The organism is Photobacterium angustum, assembly GCF_002954615.1.
Lineage (GTDB): Bacteria > Pseudomonadota > Gammaproteobacteria > Enterobacterales > Vibrionaceae > Photobacterium > Photobacterium angustum_A.
In genome coordinates this window covers 139,315-159,807 of sequence record NZ_MSCJ01000003.1, presented here as the reverse complement: position 1 = coordinate 159,807, position 20,493 = coordinate 139,315, and the positions used below count along the sequence as shown (strand labels likewise).

The 20,493-nt window shown below is 39.4% G+C and carries 13 protein-coding genes and 1 pseudogene; 10 read left to right on the top strand and 4 right to left on the bottom strand.

Going from position 1 to position 20,493, the window contains the following annotated elements; translation table 11 throughout:
- Positions 1-176: 176 nt before the first annotated feature.
- Both BTO08_RS15390 and BTO08_RS15385 read left to right on the top strand, forming a co-directional pair.
- Positions 177-509, top strand: coding sequence for a tRNA-binding protein (locus BTO08_RS15390; protein WP_105061576.1), 333 nt, complete (start codon positions 177-179; stop codon positions 507-509).
- A 145-nt stretch (positions 510-654) separates the two neighbouring features.
- Entirely contained in the window at positions 655-1,662 is a 1,008-nt protein-coding gene (locus BTO08_RS15385; protein WP_105061575.1) for a substrate-binding domain-containing protein, read from the top strand.
- A 159-nt stretch (positions 1,663-1,821) separates the two neighbouring features.
- Here the strand turns inward: BTO08_RS15385 and BTO08_RS15380 are convergent, their stop codons facing one another.
- Positions 1,822-5,247 (bottom strand): molybdopterin-dependent oxidoreductase, encoded by a 3,426-nt coding sequence (locus BTO08_RS15380; protein WP_105061574.1) that lies wholly within the window; start codon positions 5,245-5,247, stop codon positions 1,822-1,824.
- A gap of 102 nt (positions 5,248-5,349) precedes the next feature.
- Here BTO08_RS15380 and BTO08_RS15375 point away from each other — a divergent pair, with 102 nt between their 5' ends.
- Complete coding sequence (locus BTO08_RS15375; protein ID WP_105061573.1) at positions 5,350-6,261, top strand: LysR family transcriptional regulator; 912 nt, start codon at positions 5,350-5,352, stop codon at positions 6,259-6,261.
- Positions 6,262-6,337: 76 nt separating this feature from the next.
- Here BTO08_RS15375 and BTO08_RS15370 read toward each other — a convergent pair whose 3' ends face one another.
- Positions 6,338-6,916, bottom strand: a complete 579-nt coding sequence (locus BTO08_RS15370) for a galactose-1-epimerase (RefSeq protein WP_242446278.1) — start codon at positions 6,914-6,916, stop codon at positions 6,338-6,340.
- A gap of 50 nt (positions 6,917-6,966) precedes the next feature.
- Here BTO08_RS15370 and BTO08_RS15365 point away from each other — a divergent pair.
- The 4 genes and pseudogenes from BTO08_RS15365 to BTO08_RS15350 all read left to right on the top strand — a co-directional run.
- Positions 6,967-7,479 (top strand): annotated as a pseudogene (locus tag BTO08_RS15365) (amino acid permease); the annotation flags it as partial.
- 636 nt (positions 7,480-8,115) lie between these two features.
- Complete coding sequence (ygjK, locus tag BTO08_RS15360; protein WP_198038524.1) at positions 8,116-10,764, top strand: alpha-glucosidase; 2,649 nt, start codon at positions 8,116-8,118, stop codon at positions 10,762-10,764.
- A 482-nt stretch (positions 10,765-11,246) separates the two neighbouring features.
- The gene (eptA, locus tag BTO08_RS15355) at positions 11,247-12,881 is read left to right on the top strand and encodes a phosphoethanolamine transferase EptA (protein WP_105061571.1); all 1,635 of its coding nucleotides are present in this window, start codon (positions 11,247-11,249) and stop codon (positions 12,879-12,881) included.
- Between the two features lie 43 nt (positions 12,882-12,924).
- Complete coding sequence (locus tag BTO08_RS15350) at positions 12,925-13,284, top strand: diacylglycerol kinase (protein WP_005366468.1); 360 nt, start codon at positions 12,925-12,927, stop codon at positions 13,282-13,284.
- 105 nt (positions 13,285-13,389) lie between these two features.
- Here BTO08_RS15350 and speB read toward each other — a convergent pair whose 3' ends face one another.
- Both speB and speA read right to left on the bottom strand, forming a co-directional pair.
- A complete protein-coding gene (speB, locus tag BTO08_RS15345) occupies positions 13,390-14,322 on the bottom strand; it encodes an agmatinase (protein WP_105061570.1) in 933 nt (310 codons plus the stop codon).
- Positions 14,323-14,416: 94 nt separating this feature from the next.
- Positions 14,417-16,336: a biosynthetic arginine decarboxylase gene (speA, locus tag BTO08_RS15340; protein ID WP_105061569.1), complete on the bottom strand. Its 1,920-nt coding sequence runs from the start codon at positions 16,334-16,336 to the stop codon at positions 14,417-14,419.
- Between the two features lie 710 nt (positions 16,337-17,046).
- Here speA and BTO08_RS15335 point away from each other — a divergent pair.
- The 3 genes from BTO08_RS15335 to BTO08_RS15325 all read left to right on the top strand — a co-directional run bounded on the left by BTO08_RS15335 (position 17,047) and on the right by BTO08_RS15325 (position 20,453).
- On the top strand, positions 17,047-17,961 hold the full coding sequence (locus BTO08_RS15335; RefSeq protein WP_105061568.1) for a DUF808 domain-containing protein: 915 nt from the start codon (positions 17,047-17,049) through the stop codon (positions 17,959-17,961).
- Between the two features lie 190 nt (positions 17,962-18,151).
- Positions 18,152-18,622, top strand: a complete 471-nt coding sequence (locus tag BTO08_RS15330; protein WP_005366456.1) for a glycine zipper 2TM domain-containing protein — start codon at positions 18,152-18,154, stop codon at positions 18,620-18,622.
- A gap of 544 nt (positions 18,623-19,166) precedes the next feature.
- Positions 19,167-20,453, top strand: coding sequence for an MFS transporter (locus tag BTO08_RS15325; RefSeq protein ID WP_105061567.1), 1,287 nt, complete (start codon positions 19,167-19,169; stop codon positions 20,451-20,453).
- The last annotated feature ends 40 nt before the right edge of the window (positions 20,454-20,493 follow it).

The following is a 20,493-nucleotide window of genomic DNA, read 5'->3' as shown; positions in this document are numbered from 1 at the left end:
CACTGATGTTTGTCAGTGGCTGTTTTTTTAGAATAATCACAGTCTTTTAAATGTCACAAAGGCAACAAATAAAGTGTGATCAAACAGTGTAATAGCAGCATAATTGATTGTTTGTGTAAGCGTTTTCATTGCACTATTTCTATTAATTTATAATCTGTTATATAAGAGAAAAATGAATGGAAACAGTTTCATACGGTGACTTCGCAAAATTAGATATTCGTGTCGGTAAGATTATTGAAGTGGCGCGTCATAGCAATGCTGATAAGCTATACATCGTGCAAATTGATGTCGGTGAGAAAACGCTTCAGACTGTGACTAGCCTAGTGTCTTACTACACAGAAGAGGAGCTAATGGAGAAACAAGTGGTGGTGCTATGTAATTTAGCAAAAGCGAAAATGCGTGGTGAAACTTCAGAATGTATGCTGCTATGTGCTGAAACAGACGATGAATCGGAAAGCGTACTGTTAACGCCTGAACGTTTAATGCCTGCTGGTGTGAAGATTGTTTAGCGCTTGATTGGCTACAAAGAATGTAAATGACTATCTGTAACCACTTTATGTATCAACACATAGAAATATCGCTAATGCTTGTAAATTTATTGCGTAGTAACGGTTCACACGGTTAAATAAGCACAGTTTAAAAAAGAGAGCAATTATGGCAACCATCAAGGATGTCGCTCGTGAAGCTGGGGTGTCGATTGCCACTGTCTCGCGGGTGATCAACAAGTCCCCAAAAGCAAGTAAACAGTCTATTGAATCGGTGACTAACGCGATGAAACAGTTAGGTTATCGTCCCAATGCGGCTGCCAAAGCGTTAGTGCGAAAAAATACCGATACCATTGGTGTATTAGTGGGGGATGTCTCTGACCCTTTCTTTGGCACTTTAGTTAAAGCTGTCGATGTTGTAGCTCATCAACATGGTAAGCATATTCTGATTGGTAATGGTTATCACAATGCAGACGATGAACGACGTGCGATTGAACATTTGATCAATAGTCGTTGTGATGCGTTAGTGATTTACGCAAAAGCACTGACTGACGAGGAGCTGATTAACTATGCCAACGAAGTGAAAGGCTTAGTGATCATTAACCGCCATATCTCTACTATTGCTGAGCGTTGTATTTCACTTGATAACCATAAAGGTGCGTATTTAGCGACCGAATATTTGATCCGTCATGGTCATAGCCATATTGCGTGTATCGCCTCTAACCATGATATTGAAGATGCCAGTGAACGTGTACAAGGCTATTTGGATGCGTTAGCGGATAATAATATTAGTTTATCAGCAAGCTATATTGAAAAAGCGACTCCAGATAGTGAGGGTGGCGAAACAGCGATGATAAATCTGATCACCAAATCCTTGCCGATGACAGCGTTGGTGGCTTATAACGATTATATGGCAGCGGGCGCATTAGCGGTGCTACAAGAAAATGGCATTCAATCTCCGCAGAAGATGTCGCTGGTGGGGTTTGATGATGGCTTAATTGCCCGTTATACCACTCCAGGGCTAACAACGGTTCGTTATCCGATTCAGATGATGGCAGAAAAGGCTGCTAATCTCGCATTAACTTTGGCTGATGAGCAACATGTTGATAGTGAGGCTATGCGTTTCTCTCCAACCTTAGTGCGTCGAGGTTCGGTTGAACGATTAAGTGACAAATAATGACTAGATAAAATACTAAGTTGGCAATCATATGTGTGCCAGCTTTAACTTTGAATATAAACAGAAAAGCCAATCATAATTGGCTTTTCTGTCATTGCTTTGAAGGCTCAGTATTTCTTCTATTTTTAACAATGCTCAGATTTATTGCTTCACTGTATATTAAGCATCAAGTACTAAATTACTGATAGGGATAGCTTGGCAGGTTAAAGATATGTTGTTTTCTTCAGGTTCCTTTCCATTTAAATGGATAACATTTCCTGAAATAATATTAATTGCACAGCTTTCACATTGTCCAACGCGACATCCACTAGGCATCTTAATATTATTTTTTTCTGCAAATTCCAATAATGTTCCAGAGTTTGATGTCCAAATTAAATGTTCTTTTGAGCGTATAAATTCAACATTGAATTCTTGGTTGTCTTTAATTTTTACCATTGTTTTGGGCTTAAATATTTCACTAAAAATATTAAAATGCGGTACAGCTCTCGTGATTAACTGCTGCGTAATATTTTCCATCATGCTTGTTGGGCCACATAGGTAAAATCTAGCTTGCTGTTTTATCAATGTATCTGGAATAACCTTTGCAGAGAGCAGCTCTGTTGTATCATAGTCTTTCCCCTTTATATCAGACGCGAGTGGTTCGTTATAAGAGTTAAATATATGTAGTTTTGGTAACTTTTTAGCTAGATCGTTTAGTCGTTTCTTAAATGCATGAGTATGACTATTCTTATTTCCATAAAACAACCAAATATTAGGCATTAAATCAAGATCATTAATTGACTCTATTAAACTTATAAAAGGAGTTATGCCTATACCTGCGGCAAATATGACAATAGGAGTTGATATTGCCGTTGGGATAGTGAATTTACCATTGGGAGCTGAAACATGAATGATCTCACCAACTGATAATTGGTTATGGATATAGCTTGAAGCTGCACCTTCATAAAGGTTGCCTTTTTGATCATAACTTCGCTGATAACGAACGACTATTTTATAACTATTTCGATCTTCTTTATAACTTGCGTCTGTTAATGAGTATGCTCGAGTCAACTCGTTATCGCGATCTTGATTTAGACAAACTGTTATATGTTGACCTGGCAAATAATCTGGCAGTAAACGTGGAATTTGTGGGGTAAGTTCAAGCTCCATTGCGTCTGAGGCGATCAGTGTTTTTTGTTTTACGACAAAAGCGATGGCATCTTTCCAAGCACGTTTTTCGATATTTTGTTTTTCAGAGACATTAATTTTGCAACTGCAGCCTCTCATTGGTACTGAGCCACTGATTTCATCTGCCTCTTGTGCTGAAATAAGCTGGTTATAATTACTATTTAGTGGACCAGTTATGGGGTAGCTATCTAAACCTAGTGCTTCACATCCTTGCCACCAACCAAACTCAGCGACAACGACCTTTGATGCTAAGGTGGGTAATATTGAACAGTAAAAATTTGCCTTTCCATGAGGGGTTTGAATGGTGACCCAGTCGCCTTCAGCAATATTGTTACTTTTTGCGAGTTCTTCGTTTACATAAGCCATTGGTAATGGAGAACGTTTACGTAATGAAGTGATGGAACGGTGTTGACTATGACAAAAATAGCCGCTTTTTACTGAGGTCAGGATATAAGGGTAATTGTTATCGTGATTATGTGTAATCGCTTGAGGCAAAGGAGAGTATCCAGCTTTTAACAACGTCTCAGAATAAATTTCAACACGCTTAGTTGGGGTTGCAAATCCTTTAACTTTCCCTTGTTTGAGTTGACGGTATGTTTGCGTTTGTTGAGGTAAAGAATAAGCAATCCCTTCGGGATATTTACGTAATTTTTTAATGTTAAGCTGTAGCGGTTTAAGCATCTTATTCCATGCAGTTTCAAGATCGCTGCTAAAGACTTCATTTTTTAACTTTAATGCTTTTGCAAGTAGGAAAACGATCTCAGTATCGGATTTAGACTCACCGAGTGACGGGATCATTTGTTGGCGTAATTGAACGTGACTAACAGCTTGCTCGTTGATTTCAAACCCAGCTTTAAGTGCTTCTCGCTCCCAAGGAGTATTTATAGGTAACAAAATATCGGCATAGCGAGATGATGGTGTCTCAAATAGGTCGCAATGTACATGAAATTCAACTTGTTTTAAGGCTTCAATACCAAGCTCTACATCTCCCTGACTTAGTAAAGGATTAGATCCAAATGCAAATAACCCTCTAATTTTATAAGGTTTCGCTTCGGTAATAGCTTTATAGACATGACGAGAGCTAACCCAACCTTGGCTTGCGGGACCAAGCGGTCTTTCTTTTAAACCTAAGGCTTTATTTTTTTGGTCTAAAGAGAGTAATGTTTTACTGTCTATTTTATTTAATGGAAGTTGAATATACTGGCGATTACCTCCTTGTTTATCAAAGCTACCTAATAACGCATAAAGAATAGCAATTGCACGTTCAGTTTGGGTTGCGTTTTTTTGTTGAGCAATGCCTGTCCATGCGTGATAGGCAATTGCTTTACTATTTGAGAGTAGTAGAGCAGCTTGTTGTAACTCTTTAGCTTTAATCCCTGAGATTTTTTCCACTGTTTCGGGTCGATACTCTTTGCAAGCTTGCTTCAAAATTTCAAATACAGGAGAGCATGTAATATAGCGGCCATCTTTTAATTGGATTGTATATTGTCCTGATAGTGCGAAACTTGCGCCTTGTGTTTTAGATATTGTTGCTTTGTGATTATAAGTGGCAAGTTGGTTTTCATCTTGATCCCAAATAACAAAGTATTCTGAATCCTTAACATCTAATGCTACGCAGTCTCGAGCTCTTAATAATTCCTTCGTATCATTTCGAATCAAAAATGGTGAGTTTGTCCAACAGCGAATGAAGTCGCTATCAAAGAACTTGTGCTCTAATATTTGGTTGATAAGTCCCATGGCGACAACATCATCAGTTCCTGGTGTTACTTGAAGCCAGACATCGGCATTGGCTGCTAATGGGGTTTTTCTTGGATCGATAATAAGAGTTTTAGCACCTTTCTTTTGCCCTAAACCAATTGCATTTGCTTGACTTAACCAAGTGTTTGTTGGGTTATGCCCCCATAACATGATTAGGTCTGCATTCTCATAATCAGCCATTGGCATACCACAACCGAAAGTGAATGAGTGGGCAAAATCTTTATGCCAATTACAGACTTCAGTGCCATAACAAATATTTGGACTACCATAGCTATGAATAAAATGTTCAATCCAATCAATACTATCTGAAATAGGCGTACCACTCGGTGTTGTAACACCAAAGGCGACAGCTTCTGCACCACTTTCATTCTTTATTTTGGCTAATTTAGAGGAAATAGTTTGTATTGCTTCTTGCCATGAAATTCGTTCCCATTTTGGATCAGATGCTGTTTTAGCCGATGTTCTGCGTTGTGGGTATAAAATACGGTTAGGATTGTAAATTAATTCAGGCGCAGCTCGTCCCTTCATACAGATGGCTGCCCCCGTTGGATGATCGGGATCTGGTGTTATTTTTATTAAGCGATTATCTTCAACATGATTAATTGTTCCACAACGAGAACGACATAATGTGCAATAACCTTTTTTGTAATCAATGGGCATAAATCAAAAAGTCCTATGAGAATACTGATTTGACTACGCTATAAATTTAACCTTGGTATTGCTAATATATATTTTAAATAGTTCATTATTGAGAAAAACAATATGTCTGTTGGTCTTTCACTTCGTCAGATGGAATATTTAGTTGCGGTTGCTGAGACTGGGCAAATATCAAGGGCAGCATTACGTTGCAGTGTGTCTCAGTCTTCCATGACAATTGCTTTGAAAAAGCTAGAAGATATATTAGGAGCAAAATTACTCATACGTCATGCGAAAGGAGTTGCGCTTACTGACGTTGCGGAAGGTTTTGTAATGAAATCACGGCATATTCTTTATGATGTTGAAAATGCCATAGAGGAGATACAGTCGCCTGTTGTGGAAAATAAAGGAGTGATAAGCATTGGCGTAACAGAGACTATTTCTGCTTATATGCTGCCCTGTTTGTTACCTAAATTAAAAAAACAATTCCCTAATATTACATTTAAAATCAATGAGTTTAATCGAGGAGAGTTAGAAAGAAACTTGCTTGAAAACAGGTTGGATATAGGCATTATTCTGGTTTCAAATATGCAAGAAAAAATCAACCTTAATTACGAAACGATACTTCGCTCTGAGCGAAAGTTGTGGCTTTCTGCCGATCATCCGCTGTTGTATCAAGAAAATATCTGTCTAACCGATTTAAGTAACGAATCGCTGATTGTATTAGATATGGATGAGCATACTGAAACGGCAAATAGCTTTTGGCAACAATCTTCAGCGCATCCAAATATATGCTTTGTCACACACTCAATAGAAGCTGTTCGAAGTCTTGTCGCTATGGGACAGGGCATCACAATTCTTTCAGATCTAGTCTTTAGACAATATTCATTAGAAGGTCGACGTTTAGTTAGAAGATCTATTAATGAAATAATACCCACGATGGATATAGGTTGTGCATGGAGTCAGCAAGCAAAGTTAGATCCTAAGTTAACGACTGTTATTGATTATTTACGAAAACAAATTTCGACAATTATTTAGTCGTATTACATTTAAGCTATTAACGAAAGAAGGCACCGAATGAGTACACCCAGTGCTTTAATTTGCTGAATAATATTTAGAACTGAAAACTATACGTGGTCGAATAATCGTATCTTTTGTTAGGAGAAAGAAAGCAACTGGTTTGCTCCCATTCTGGATGGTTTGGAGAGTCAGGTAAGAACTGGGTTTCTAACGCCAATCCTGCGTAATCTTGATACTGTTTACCCTTTCGGGCAGGGGTACCTGCTAACCAATTTCCACCATATAGTTGCACTGCTGGTTTATTGGTTTTTACCGTCATGGTGACTTTGCTATCAGGGGAAATTACTTTAGCAATAATCTCATCAGGCTTTCTTGTTGGGTTTAGCACAAAGCTATGATCGTAACCTTTAGCTTGCTGCTGTTGTTTATCTGCTAGTAAGTCTTTACTAAGTGTTTTACTTGTTCGGAAATCAAAGCTGGTATTTTCAACTGGTTGTGGCTTATCGAGCGGTATACCAAGGCTATTAGTCGGTAAATAGTAGTCAGCATTAATACGTACTGTGTGTGAGCGACTATCACCGTCCCATGTTGCTCCTTGCAGATTAAAGTAACCGTGATTGGTTAAATTAACGGGAGTGATTTTATCGGTATCAGCAAGGTAGTGAATGGTCACTTCGTTGCTATCGGTTAAGGTATACGCACAGTAACATTCAGTGTGCCGGGAAAGCCCTGATCGCTGAAATTCCTAAAGGTGTATACGGTGAAAAAACCACAGAGCTAAACGAGCATGGCGTACCAGTGCGTGCAGCATGGTGGCAGTTTGCGTTTGTATTTGCGATGTTAGTGGTTAACGGTTTTGGCTCTGAGTCAGTACAGCAGATGATGAACACTGCTATTAACTTAACTGCTGGTACGGCAATGTTACCGCCAATCCTTATCATGATCGCTTACTTCGTTTTCCGCTGGAAACATGATGATACCCCACGTGATTTCCGTATGGGCTCGCAAAAAGTGGGTATGACAGTTATCTCTATTCTTATCGTGATTTTCGTGGTGAGTATGACGGCATCTGCGTTCCCTCCGGGTGTTGACTTAGTGCGTGCGTTCTTCATTAACGTCTTTATGACGGCGGTATTCTCTGGTCTTGCGTGGTGGTGGATTTCTCGCTTTGAGAAGAAACAACAAGTCATTATTCAAGCTGAAGAAAAGAAACCGACAGTAGCAACACAGCACTAAGCAAGATCGCGAAATAACTATAATATAGATAAGCTGCTCACTTTTGTGAGTGGCTTTTTTATTTTTAATTTAAGTCGATTTTTTACTTTTTAATTGTTTTTTTACTGAAAGTTTCAGGTTTATTTAAGGATGAAACAACAAATAACACAAAAATAAAGATAAATACTGAAATACCGCATTTTAATGACTGTGATCTTGCTCATGAAGTTCCATAAAAGTAAGCGGGGGGACTTGTTACGAATGTTACATAAGTCATTTATTTTTATTTGGTATTTGGGGTGAATATCACTGTGAGTGATATGGCTTGGGGGGAAGATCTACTTTTACATTTAATGATTTAAGAAAGATAAATAGATAAGCAATGACTGTGATTTCATAGTGTGAAATTACTTCAAAAATAAAAGAAACGTTACTTTTAATCTTTGTATCTAATTGTTACGCGGTATTCCTAAGCTGAATTTTAGTAAAATGGCTTATGTGACCTACTTCAATTTTACTCTTGGTTTTAGCCCTTAATATTCCTTCCGCGTACAGAGTAATACCCAAGCTACGCTAAAACTAAAAATACCATAACAGTCCAAATTTTAACGTTGAATGTCTCTTTATATTAAAGGTGTAACAATGACGAATAATCCAATGGTAACCAAGAAAACATTGCTTGCTGCAGTGATCGGCTCTTTATTATTGACTGCTGGCTGTAATAGTGATGATTCGTCTAGTTCATCGTCTGAAGAGAAAAAGAAACCAGAATTAGCCCTGCAGTTTAAAGACATTATTGATCGCACAGGTACACCAAAACACCTTGCAGAAGTTGGATCTGGTGATCACATGGCTTATACGCCATTACATGATGACGGCGCGTGGCATGGCCACTTATTACCAGATTTAAAAGCAAATCCAGAAAATAAAGGTGGTTTTGGTGTGACTGCTATTGCTGAAGAATATAATACTTCGGTAGCAGAGTATTTCGATAAATTATCTATTTTAAAAGATGGCCAGCCTGTTAATTTTACAGCCAAAGCTTACAGTATTCCGGGCGCGTTAATTCAAACATTAACCGCCGATGATATTCGTGTTGAGATGACACTGCAGTTTGTTTCTTCTCGTTCCTCATTGGTTGAGACGGCCGTTACTAATAATAGTGGTCAAGATCTTACGTTATTGTGGGACGGCAAATTAGTTGAAGGTTTCTACGCCCTAGATGGTGTTGAAAAGCCAGTATGCAGTGAATTAGATAAAGATGATAAGCAAGAATGTTATGAAGCAACAGTCGCTGAACAATTACCAGATTTAACGCGTACTTTAACAACGGATAATCATGGTGATATTACTCTGCAGTTTGGTAAAGAACGTGATTCATGGTGGGTGAGAACCCGAGGTGATTCAACTTTTTATATTGATCGCAGTATTGCCGCTAAAACAACAGTAAAAGGCTTGGAATATCAATCAACGTCAGATATTGGTGATGAGCAAGAAACCAAGATCTATACCGTATTTAGCCACACTTTAACGGCTGATGAGTGGAAAAAAGAGCAGCCAGTTGTGGCTGATATTTTGAAAAATCCTATTAAATACATGAATGCGACCACCACTCGTTGGGAAAGTTACTTAAGTCATGGTTTAGTAAATGACAATGCAACTGCAGAGCAAGAGCGGGTTGCGGTGAAAGCGATTGAAACCTTAACCGGTAACTGGCGTAGCCCCGCTGGTATGGTAAGCCATGATACGGTAACGCCATCAGTAACCGCACGTTGGTTCTCAGGCAACTTAACTTGGCCGTGGGATACGTGGAAACAAGCGTATGCGATGGCGCACTTTAACCCTGATTTAGCGATGGAGAACATTCGTACTGTGTTTGAACATCAAGTACAGGCAGATGATGTGCTACGCCCATACGATAAAGGTTACTTGCTTGATGTGGTGGGTATGAACATGTCTAAGCAACGTGGTGATGCATTAGGCTTAACTGAATTTAATGATGCACAAACATGGAATGAGCGTAATACCAAACCATCACTAGCGTCATGGGCGGTATGGGAAGTCTACACAGCGCTGAAAGATAAATATAACCGTCCAAGTGATGCCAAAGCATGGCTTGAAGAGATGTACCCACAGTTAGTGGCTTATCATGATTGGTGGTTAACTGCACGTGATACCAACAGTAATGGTATTCCTGAGTATGGTGCTGCGGTCGATCCTGAACATACAACCGCCGATGGTCAGATGATTTATCACTATAAATTAGAAGGAGACTCAAAGTGGAGAATGGACTCTGGTATTGAAAAATACAACGCCTTATTAGAATCCGGTGATTATGTTGCAATTAGCAGCCCGGCACAAACGGCAGCGTCTTGGGAATCAGGTCGTGATGATGCCGCGGTATTTGGTTTTATCGACACCATTGCTGATGCACAAGGGCTGAGTAATTCTGACGAAATTGCTACCATCGATCAGCTAGGTCGTTATGCGAAAGACAAGTACGAGTTTGATAATAGCTATAACATCAATGCTAAGACTGTGACTTACAGTAATACTGATGCGGTTAATACTGCAAAACTGAATCTGGCGAAAAAAGATTGGCAAGTGAAATTCAGTGAGAACAAAGATGCATCGGGTGAAGTGATTGGTTACTCACTACTGCAAGAGTCAGTTGATCAAGCCTCATACTGGTACAGCGATAACAAATATCTTGCACAAATTGCCGAGGTATTAGGCTATAGCGATGCCGCTGAAACCTTTACGCAAAAAGCCAAAGATACGAAGGACTACATTAATAAATGTATGTTTGATACTGCCACAGGTTTTTACTACGACATTAGTATTGATAGCGCTGAAGCGAAAGTATTAAACAACGGTTGTGCGGGTAAACCGATTGTTGAGCGTGGTATGGGGGCTGAAGGTTGGTCGCCACTGTTTAATGGAGCTGCAACTGATGCAACCGCTAAAGCCGTTGTACAAAATATGATGGATACAAGCAAGTTTAATACGACGGTTCCACTTGGAACAGCATCGGCAGATAATCCTGCTTATGGTGCAGACATCTATTGGCGTGGTCGAGTATGGGTTGATCAGTTTTATTTCGGTGTGAAGGGGATGGCGAATTATGGCTACACCAAAGAAGCGAACGAGATGGTCAATAAGCTCTTTACTAATGCAGAGGGTTTAACTAAGCAGCTTCCAATTCAAGAAAACTACAATCCAGAAACGGGCGCAGTGCAGGGAGCAAATAACTTCTCATGGAGTTCAGCTCACCTGTATATGTTGTACAACGATTTTCTGAAATAACCCGTTTCGTAGCATTGTGATTTGATCTGCATTTACTCCTCAAGTGCTGACAAAATAAACGCCGATACCTATGTGTATCGGCGGTTTTTATCTATTTATATATAAAGTGGGCTTATAGCGATATCTAAGTATCTTTTGTCAGGATACAAACAGCTTGGTTGTTCATAATACGGCGGCGTTGATTTACCTCTTTAAGTTTTTATTTATCGGTAGAAGTGCTAAGAGCATATTTCTTCTATCTTTATTAAAGGTGCAAGGAACCTAAATGAGAACACCGCCCTTCATTAATTGAATCTTTGTTTTCATTTTAAATACCACTCAATATATATAGATATTAGTTATTTATATGTTTTTGGCTATATAATTCGCCGCCAAAATAGGATCTGTTCGCCAAGGCTGGCATAACCTATATCGTGAACATCTTCTATCATAGTTATGTTGACGTTATATAACTATGATAATCATTCTTGGGAATAGATATAATGAAACTCCGCTTAACCAGCGTATTATATACACTGCTTGTCGCACTCTTTTTTACGGCAATACAAAATATTGCGCTATGGCAACATATCACAGAGCTATTTGAGAGCCAGCCACCAAAGAGCATTATTTTTGCTATTTCTATTCCTATCTTTATTTGTGCAGCACTGAATATTATTTTTACAGTGCTTATCTGGCCTCGCATATATCGCATACTTATTCCATTACTGATTATTTTGTCATCATTGGCAACATATGGCATGTATAGCTATGGTGTGTTCTTTGATTACGGCATGATCGTTAATATTTTTGAGACGAATACCGGTGAAGCAGCCAGCTATTTATCTTTAGGTGGTGGGCTGTGGTTACTTGCAATTGGTATTGTACCCGCGATTATCTTTACTTCGATGAAGGTACAATTTAAGCCATTTATCAAAGAGCTTGCTTCTAAATTGCTATCGATTGTGATTTCGTTGGTTGTGATCGGAATTATAGCGGCTTGCTATTATAAAGATTACGCTTCGTTAGTACGTAATCATTCAGAAATCAAAGCTCTAATTAATCCGACCAATTACTTATCAGCGACCTATCGTTATGCGCATTACCAGTTAATTGAAGCGAATATGCCATTTACCCATATTGGCACTGATGCTGTAAATGAACATGCGGCAATCACAGCAAAAACTAATAAACCCAATGTAATGGTAATGGTACTCGGTGAAGCATCACGTTCTATGAACTATTCATTAAATGGCTATACGCGTGATACCAACCCACAATTAGCAACCCGTAATGTGATCAGTTTTCTCAATGTGAAATCTTGTGGTACAGCAACAGCTGCTTCAGTGCCATGTATGTTTTCTGACATGACCAAAGTGAATTATGATCCTGTTAAAGCACGCCATCAAGATGGTGTATTAGATGTATTGCATCATGCAGGTATTGATGTGTTATGGAAAGATAATGATGGTGGCTGTAAAGGGGCTTGTGATCGTGTTAAGCATATTGAAATGAGTGCTGAGATTGATCCTAGCTTATGCCATAACGGCTCTTGTTATGATCAGATTTTACTTAAAGGCTTACAGCAATATATTGATGATGCTAAGCAAGATACGATGATTGTTTTACATATCATTGGTAGTCATGGACCAACGTATGACGATCGCTATCCTGAAAAATTTAAATTGTTTACTCCCACGTGTGATACCAGTGATTTACAAAACTGTACTGAGCAACAAGTGAAGAATACGTACGATAATACGATTTTATATACCGATCATATTTTGAGCCAAGTAATTGATATGTTGAAGCAAGATGATCAACATGCCAATACAGCGATGTTCTATATGGCCGATCACGGTGAATCTTTGGGTGAAGATGGCGTGTACTTGCATGGTTTACCTTATGCTATTGCACCGAAAGAGCAAACAACGGTACCACTGATATTATGGCTATCGCCTGAATACCAAAAAAGTCAGCATATTAATCGTGGTTGTTTAGAGAAAGAAGCCGCCGCTGGGGGATATTCGCAGGATTATTTATTCCATTCATTACTTGGCATGATGGATGTTAAAACGAATGTTTATGATCCTAAGCTAGATATATTTTCACAATGTCGTAATATTAGCGCCCACTAAGGCAGTACTAGCTAATGATTAATAATAAGAGAGATAAACAACAATGAAACCGGGCGCAACAGGGATTACTCGTATAATTAATGCTGCAGGCTACTCGGCAAAAGGGCTCAAAGCTGCATGGATAAATGAAGCAGCCTTTCGTCAAGAATCAGTGTTATTAGTGGTGATGACTGCGATTAGCTTTTTCTTACCTGTAACAGGGTTAGAGCGAGTGATCATGATTGCTTCATTGTTATTAGTGATGATTGTTGAGCTAGTTAACTCGGCAATTGAGGCGGTGGTTGATCGTATTGGTCCTGAACATCATGAATTGAGCGGCCGAGCGAAAGATATTGGTTCTGCTGCGGTATTTGTTGCGATGGCTGTGGTTGTATTGGTGTGGGGCGGTATCTTAATTAGTTAATTAAGAAGCAAAACTTATAGCGATATAAAGAAAATACCGAAAAAAAGCCAGAGCTTAGCTCTGGCTTTTTTGTTGTTAACTTGTCGTGCTTAATCAAGTTATAGTTTACTTGATGTCTGCTTTTTTATGCGTCAGTGCCCATAGGTGAAGCATATCGGTTGCGATCGTTGCTGCAGCCAGTGATGTCATATCAGCATGATCGTAGGAAGGGGCGACTTCTACCACATCCATACCCACAAGGTTAATTCCTGCTAAAGCACGAATCACTTTTAACGCTTTATCTGATGTCATACCGCCACAAACAGGTGTTCCTGTTCCTGGCGCAAAAGCAGGATCTAAACAATCAATATCAAAGGTTAAGTAAACAGGCATATCACCCACTTTCTCTTTGATCATGGAAACGATTTGTTCTACAGACCAATCATTGGCTTGACCTGCATCGATCACATTAAAGCCAAGGTTATGGCTGTGTTCAGTACGAATACCAATTTGCACTGAATGATGAGGATCAATTAGTCCTTCTTTTGGTGCATGGTAGAACATGGTGCCGTGATCAAATTTGCTACCTTGATCATAAGTATCGGTATGTGCGTCAAAGTGAATCAATGCCATTTTGCCGAACTGTTTAGCATGTGCACGTAGTAGAGGAAGTGTCACAAAGTGATCGCCACCAAAACTTAGCATTGCTTTGCCTTGCTCTAATAAGCCTGTCGCGTGAGCTTCTAGACGTTCACACATTTGTGCGGCATCGCCACAATCAAACACTAGATCACCACAGTCAGCAACCTTGATAGTTTTAAATAAATTAAATGTCCACGGCCAGCGTTTACCTTCCCAAGCGAGATTAGTGGAAATTTGACGAATTGCGCCTGGGCCCATGCGACTACCCGAACGACCCGTTGTAGCCATATCAAATGGTACACCAGTGATCACCACATCAGCATCTGACTCCATTGGAGAGAAGTTAAGTGGTTGACGTAAAAAACCAAACGCATTGGCGAATAGTGAGTAATCTGGGTAGTTAGCTAGTGTTGCCATGGTTTTCTCCTAACAACAATCTTGGGCAAAGCCCCGTTAAGACGTCCTACTACACATGACTAGCGTAGTAGGAACCTTTTATTTAATATTTTAGTTAAATAGCACGGACATCTTCGAGGTAAGTATAACCTTCTAGACCTTCCGCTAATTCTTGTAAAATTGCATCACGTTCGTGATCAGCTAAGTGTTGCTCAGCCATTGTTTGGTATTGGCGTAAAAACTCTTTAGAGTCTAAATGCACGTAGCGCAATACATCACCAACACTATCACCACGATCAAGTTTTTCTATTTCATAACCACCGTCAGCACGGGTACGGACAACGGCAGTGTCAGTATCACCAAAGAGGTTATGCATATCACCTAAGATTTCTTGATAAGCACCAACCATAAAGAAACCAATACGGTAAGGCTCTTCAGCTGACCATGTCGGAACCGGTAGCGTTGTTTCAATACCTTGGCTTTCTACATATTGATCAATAGCACCATCTGAATCACAAGTAATGTCTAAAATAATGGCACGACGCTCAGGGGCTTTATCCAAGTTACTTAATGGCAAGATAGGGAAGATTTGATCAATTCCCCATGCATCAGGCAATGATTGGAATAAAGAAAAGTTCACGAAGAACTTATCAGCTAAGCGCTCGTGTAGTTCATCTAAAATCGGGCGGTGTGCACGATTTTTATCTGATAGTTTTCTTTCTAATTCATAACATAAGCGCAAACTGACTTGCTCTGCCCATGCTCGATCGATAAAGCTAATCATCCCAACCCCAAATAGGGCGTGAACTTCGGCTAAATCATTTTGGTTGTCATGATAAATCTCAACCAACGAACGTTGCTCTGCATGTTGTGAGAGCTCGTTCCACGACATCCACATGTTATGTAGCACTTGTGGTGCGTCAAATGCTGGCGCTGAAATACTCTCAGGTTTGTAACTTTCAATCCCCACAACATCGGTAATTAATACTGCGTGATGCGCCGTTAAATTACGCCCAGACTCTGAAATAATGCGTGGCATAGCGATATCGTATTCAGTGCAAATGTCACCTAATACATAAACAATGTTGTTGGCATATTCGTTAATACTGTAGTTCATTGAGCAACTGTTCTGACAACGCGTACCTTCGTAGTCCACGGCCAAACCACCACCAACATCGACAGTTGTAATACCGACACCGATTTTTTTCAATTCTGCGTAAACACGGCCAGCTTCACCCACACCATTTCTTACATCACGAATGTTGGCAATTTGCGATCCTAAGTGGAAATGCAGTAATTGCAAACAATCTAGCATATCGCGCTGGCGCAGTTCATCTACCACAGTTAAAACCTGAGATGCCGATAATCCAAACTTAGACTTCTCGCCACCACTGGCTTGCCACTTGCCTTTACCTTGCGAGGCTAAACGTGCACGTAAACCAAGACGTGGAGTAACGCCAAGCTCTTTCGCTTGCTCTAGGATAATGCGTAGTTCTGATAGTTTTTCTAGGACGATATACACTTCGTGTCCTAGCTTTTCACCAATGAGTGCAAGACGAATGTATTCTTTATCTTTATAGCCATTACAGACAATGACTGAACTCGCTTCTTGCGCCATAGCCAGCACAGCCATAAGCTCGGGTTTACTGCCTGCTTCTAAACCTAACTGACGTTGTTGCTTAGCGTATTGGCTTTTAAGAATCTCGCTAACGACTTCTTGTTGTTGGTTGACTTTGATTGGATAAACCGCAAGGTAGTCATCTGTATAACCATAATTTTCAATAGCTTGGTTAAATACACTACATAAACTATCGACACGATGGTGCATTACTTCAGGAAAACGCACCAATACTGGTAATGAGGCACCTGCAGCAATCAGTTCATCAGCAAGTTGTGATAAACCAATGGTATTGTTGGGAGCCTGTAAGTTAGGACGCGCAACCACTGAACCATCTTGTGCAATATCAAAATAGTTTTGGCTCCAGTAAGGCGTATTATAAACGTCACGTGCGTTATTAATTGTCCACTCACTCATAGTCTTAATCCTTGTAAAGTACGCGGTCAGTTTTTTAAGGCGAACAGAAGCCCTACATAACTGCAGAAAATTTCAATTAAAATAGAAGGTTATGGTTGCTGACGTAATAAAAGTCAGGATCTAAAGGTTACGCTAATAAAAAGCAATCCGCATTTGACTGCAGTGTATTGCATTTAATTACGCGTAACTGGGACTATCAGAGTTCGTTTCATTATTACTATTAATGAATATACGTGTCGATCGTCTAAATTGGGTTGGTCTGATGCTGTTGGCTGCGTTGTCGCATACTTTATTCAGACAAGAAAATGTCTGTAGGTATAGTGCTGCGAATAATTTCATTGTCATTTCCGAACAGGTCGTGCTGCTACTAGCACGGTATGACATAACGTAAAGAGAGGAATTCCAATCTCAGTCTACACCTCAAACCGAAAAGAGGGTGCTTGGCGATTAGACAATTGAATGAGGCTAACTGCAATCAAAAAAGATTTATCGTTATGATAAGAAAGATTAGCCATTCGGCTTTAGACCGACTTTAATTGAAATGGGCGTAAAAACGCGATAAAAAACGCTGATTTTTATTTTTATGGTATAGGCAGTATAATGCTTAACTGTATGTTGGATGAAGTTAGCATTAACGGTTTAGTATTAACATCATATTGTTAGTTTATGTGTTTAAGAGCAACGGCTCTTAATGGAAGGAGTAGTAACCTGTGGCTGGTGCAAGTTTATTAACTTTGTTAGATGATATCGCGACCGTATTAGACGATGTTGCTGTGATGACAAAAGTAGCAGCACGAAAAACAGCGGGTGTGTTAGGCGATGATTTAGCATTGAATGCCCAACAGGTAACGGGGGTACGTGCTGAACGCGAAATTCCTGTTGTATGGGGCGTCGCAAAAGGCTCATTTAAAAATAAGCTGATATTAGTACCTGCAGCGTTATTGATCAGTGTAATAGCCCCATGGCTGATTCAGCCAATGCTGTTATTAGGCGGTTTATTCTTATGCTTTGAAGGTGTTGAGAAGATCGTTGAGAAATTATTTCACTCTGAGGCAAGCACTGAAGATAAAGTCGATGTGTTAGCGCAAAGTGATGTTGATATCGCAGAGTATGAAAAAGAGAAAATAAAAGGGGCTATTCGCACTGATTTTGTTCTTTCTGCTGAAATTATTGTGATTTCTTTAGGAGTTGTACAAGAGCATCCATTTTTAACTCAAGCCATTGTTGTTAGCGTAATTGCTGCTGTGATGACAGCAGGGGTTTATGGCTTGGTTGCTGGTATTGTAAAGCTAGATGATGCAGGTTTATATCTTGTAAATCATAGTGAACAAGCGAGTTTGAAAAACCGTTTTGGCTCGTTATTGGTGAACATAGCACCTTATCTTATGAAGGCTCTGGCGTTTGTAGGCACAATTGCGATGTTTCTTGTCGGTGGCGGTATCGTTGTACATACATTGCCGCATTCCCATGAAATCGTAGAGAACATTGTACAAGCAGTAAATTTCCCTGGTGCAGCGTCTATTCTACCACCATTAATGAACGGTATTGTGGGTGTTATTGCGGGGGCCGCGGTGGTTGCTGTGGTGACGTTGATTAATAAAATTCGCGGTAAAAAAACACACTAGATTGAGTGCTTTTTACCTTTTAAAAGAGAAACTAATTGTAAAGCTTTGCTTCTTCTTACGCGAATATTTTGTAACATATTGTTTTTATTAGTCCATTCAGTGTGAATACAGGATTTGTGAGCAAAATGTTAATTTAACGTCCAAACTTATATCGTTGTAATAGCAGATTGCTTTATTGACGGAGGTTATATTGAAAAAGTATACAGTAGCATCTTTATGTCTAGTCGCAGCACTTGGTGTAACAGGTTGTGCGCAGAATCCATATGGTAATGCTTATGATGTCGGTGAGGCACGCACAGTACAAAATGTATTAACCGGTACGATCACCAAATTAGATGCCGTAACCATGAGCGGTGGTGGTGAAAATATGATTGGTACTATTGCAGGTGGTGCTATTGGTGCCATTCTTGGTTCGAAAGTTGGTGGCGGTAGTGGTTCTGATATTGCGGCTATTGGTGGTGGTTTAGCTGGCGCAGCTTTAGGTAATAAAGCGGGTGATGCAGTTAGTAAGCGCAATGGTGTTAATATCGTAATTAAACTTGATAGCGGTAGAACCATTGCTGTTGTGCAGGAAGTCGATCCAAATATGATTTTCCGTGTGGGCCAACGTGTTGATATTTATCAGCAGGGTAGTACAACACGCGTTGTTCCTGGCAACTAATCGCTAAAATTAAACATTTATACATTTGAAAGGCAGTCCATCAGGCTGCCTTTTTTATATATTGTGAAATCATAATTGAATATATATTTAATAAGAAAAAATCATTATTCTATTTTTATATTTGTAACTAATTATTGCTTTTAGTTTTGATTAATTGTGATTAGTTATAGATTGCCATAAAAATGTAAATACTTTTAACAATAAAACATATATAAAAATTTAATGAGAATGTTAGTATATATTTATTCCTAAAATATCACTACCTGTTGAATTAACAAAAAAATCGTTTTTGGTTAAAAATCCCTTATTCTGATAATATCAAAGTTATGATATTAGTATTTTTCTTTTATTATATTTGTGGTGTTTTGTTCTGAGGTGTAGTCATTTATCGTTATTTACATCTGGTCTTATCAGTTGTTCTACCAGTAATCATAATATTTGTTTTAATGGTTAAAAAGGCAACAAATAATTAAATTGTAACCAAATGCTTCAAAGAGTAGGCTTTCGAACACTTTAAAAAATTCAGTTCGTAAGTATTTAACCTATGAGTAACAATAAATTAGACGAAACGTATAAACGTTTACGCTGGCAAATTATAATAACGACTTTTTTGACGTATACCGTGATGTATATTTCTCGCAAAGCATTTGCAGCGGCAGCCCCATTGTTAATGACCGATTTGGGAATGACCACGGTTCAATTTGGTCTAGCATCTTCTATTTATTATATTTTATACGGTATTTCTAAGTTTAGTTCAGGTCTTCTCGCCGATAAAATTAATCCACGCTTATTCCTTGCTCCTGTGCTTGTCGTGATCGCCATTATCAACGTTGGTATTGGTATGACAGACAGTGTCACCATGCTGTTGTCTCTATATTGCTTAACTGCTGTTGTACAAGGTTGTGGTTTTCCACCGATTGCAAAAGCGATCAGCCAGTGGTATTCAAAATCTGAGCGTGGTGGTTGGTATTCATTATGGAATACTTCACACAATGTTGGTGGTGCCTTAGCGCCATTAATTGCATCCGCTGTTATCGCTTACACTGGGAATTGGCGTTACGCATTTTACGTTCCTGCTGTAATTACCGCAGTACAAGCCATTATCGCGGCTGTGCTGATGCGTGGTAAGCCTGAAAACTACGGATTACCTAATGTTGGTGTATGGCGTAACGATACCAAGCAACTTGAGATAAACAAACGTTCTGAAGCTGGCTTAACAATGTGGGTCATGTTTAAACGTTATATTCTAACTAATCCTATTATTTGGTTAGCGATTGGTGGTGATCTTTGTATCTATGTGATCCGCACTGTTTCAAGTGACTGGGTCAGTGTTTACTTTGTTGATGTATTGCACTGGGATTTAGTTAAAGCGAACTCTCTGGTGGCATGGTTTGAAGCAGGTGGTATTTTAGGTGGCCTAACATCCGGCATTATTTCTGATAAATTCTTTGGTGCTGATCGCTGGAAAACCATTTTAATTTATTGCTTTGTCTTAATTGGTGGCATGATAGGTGTAGCATTTACATTGCACATTGACTACATGCTGGTGGCACTGTGTTTCTTTATCATTGGTGCGGGTATTTATGCTCCTCAAATGTTGTTTGCGTTAGGTATTATTGAAGCCTCTCACGCGGATGGTGCAGGTGCAGCAACAGGTTTGAAGGGTGGGGTAACCTATATCGGTGCAGCGCTCGCAGGTGCGCCTATTGCGATGATACAAACAAGCTACTCATGGAATGGTGTATTTGTGCTATTGGCTGCAATCGCAGTGGTACTGGTATTATTGACTTGTACTATTATACGGGTCGATCGTAAACGCTTACCAATGTAAGTTAGCACGTTAATAATGCATAAAAAAAGCGACCGATTGG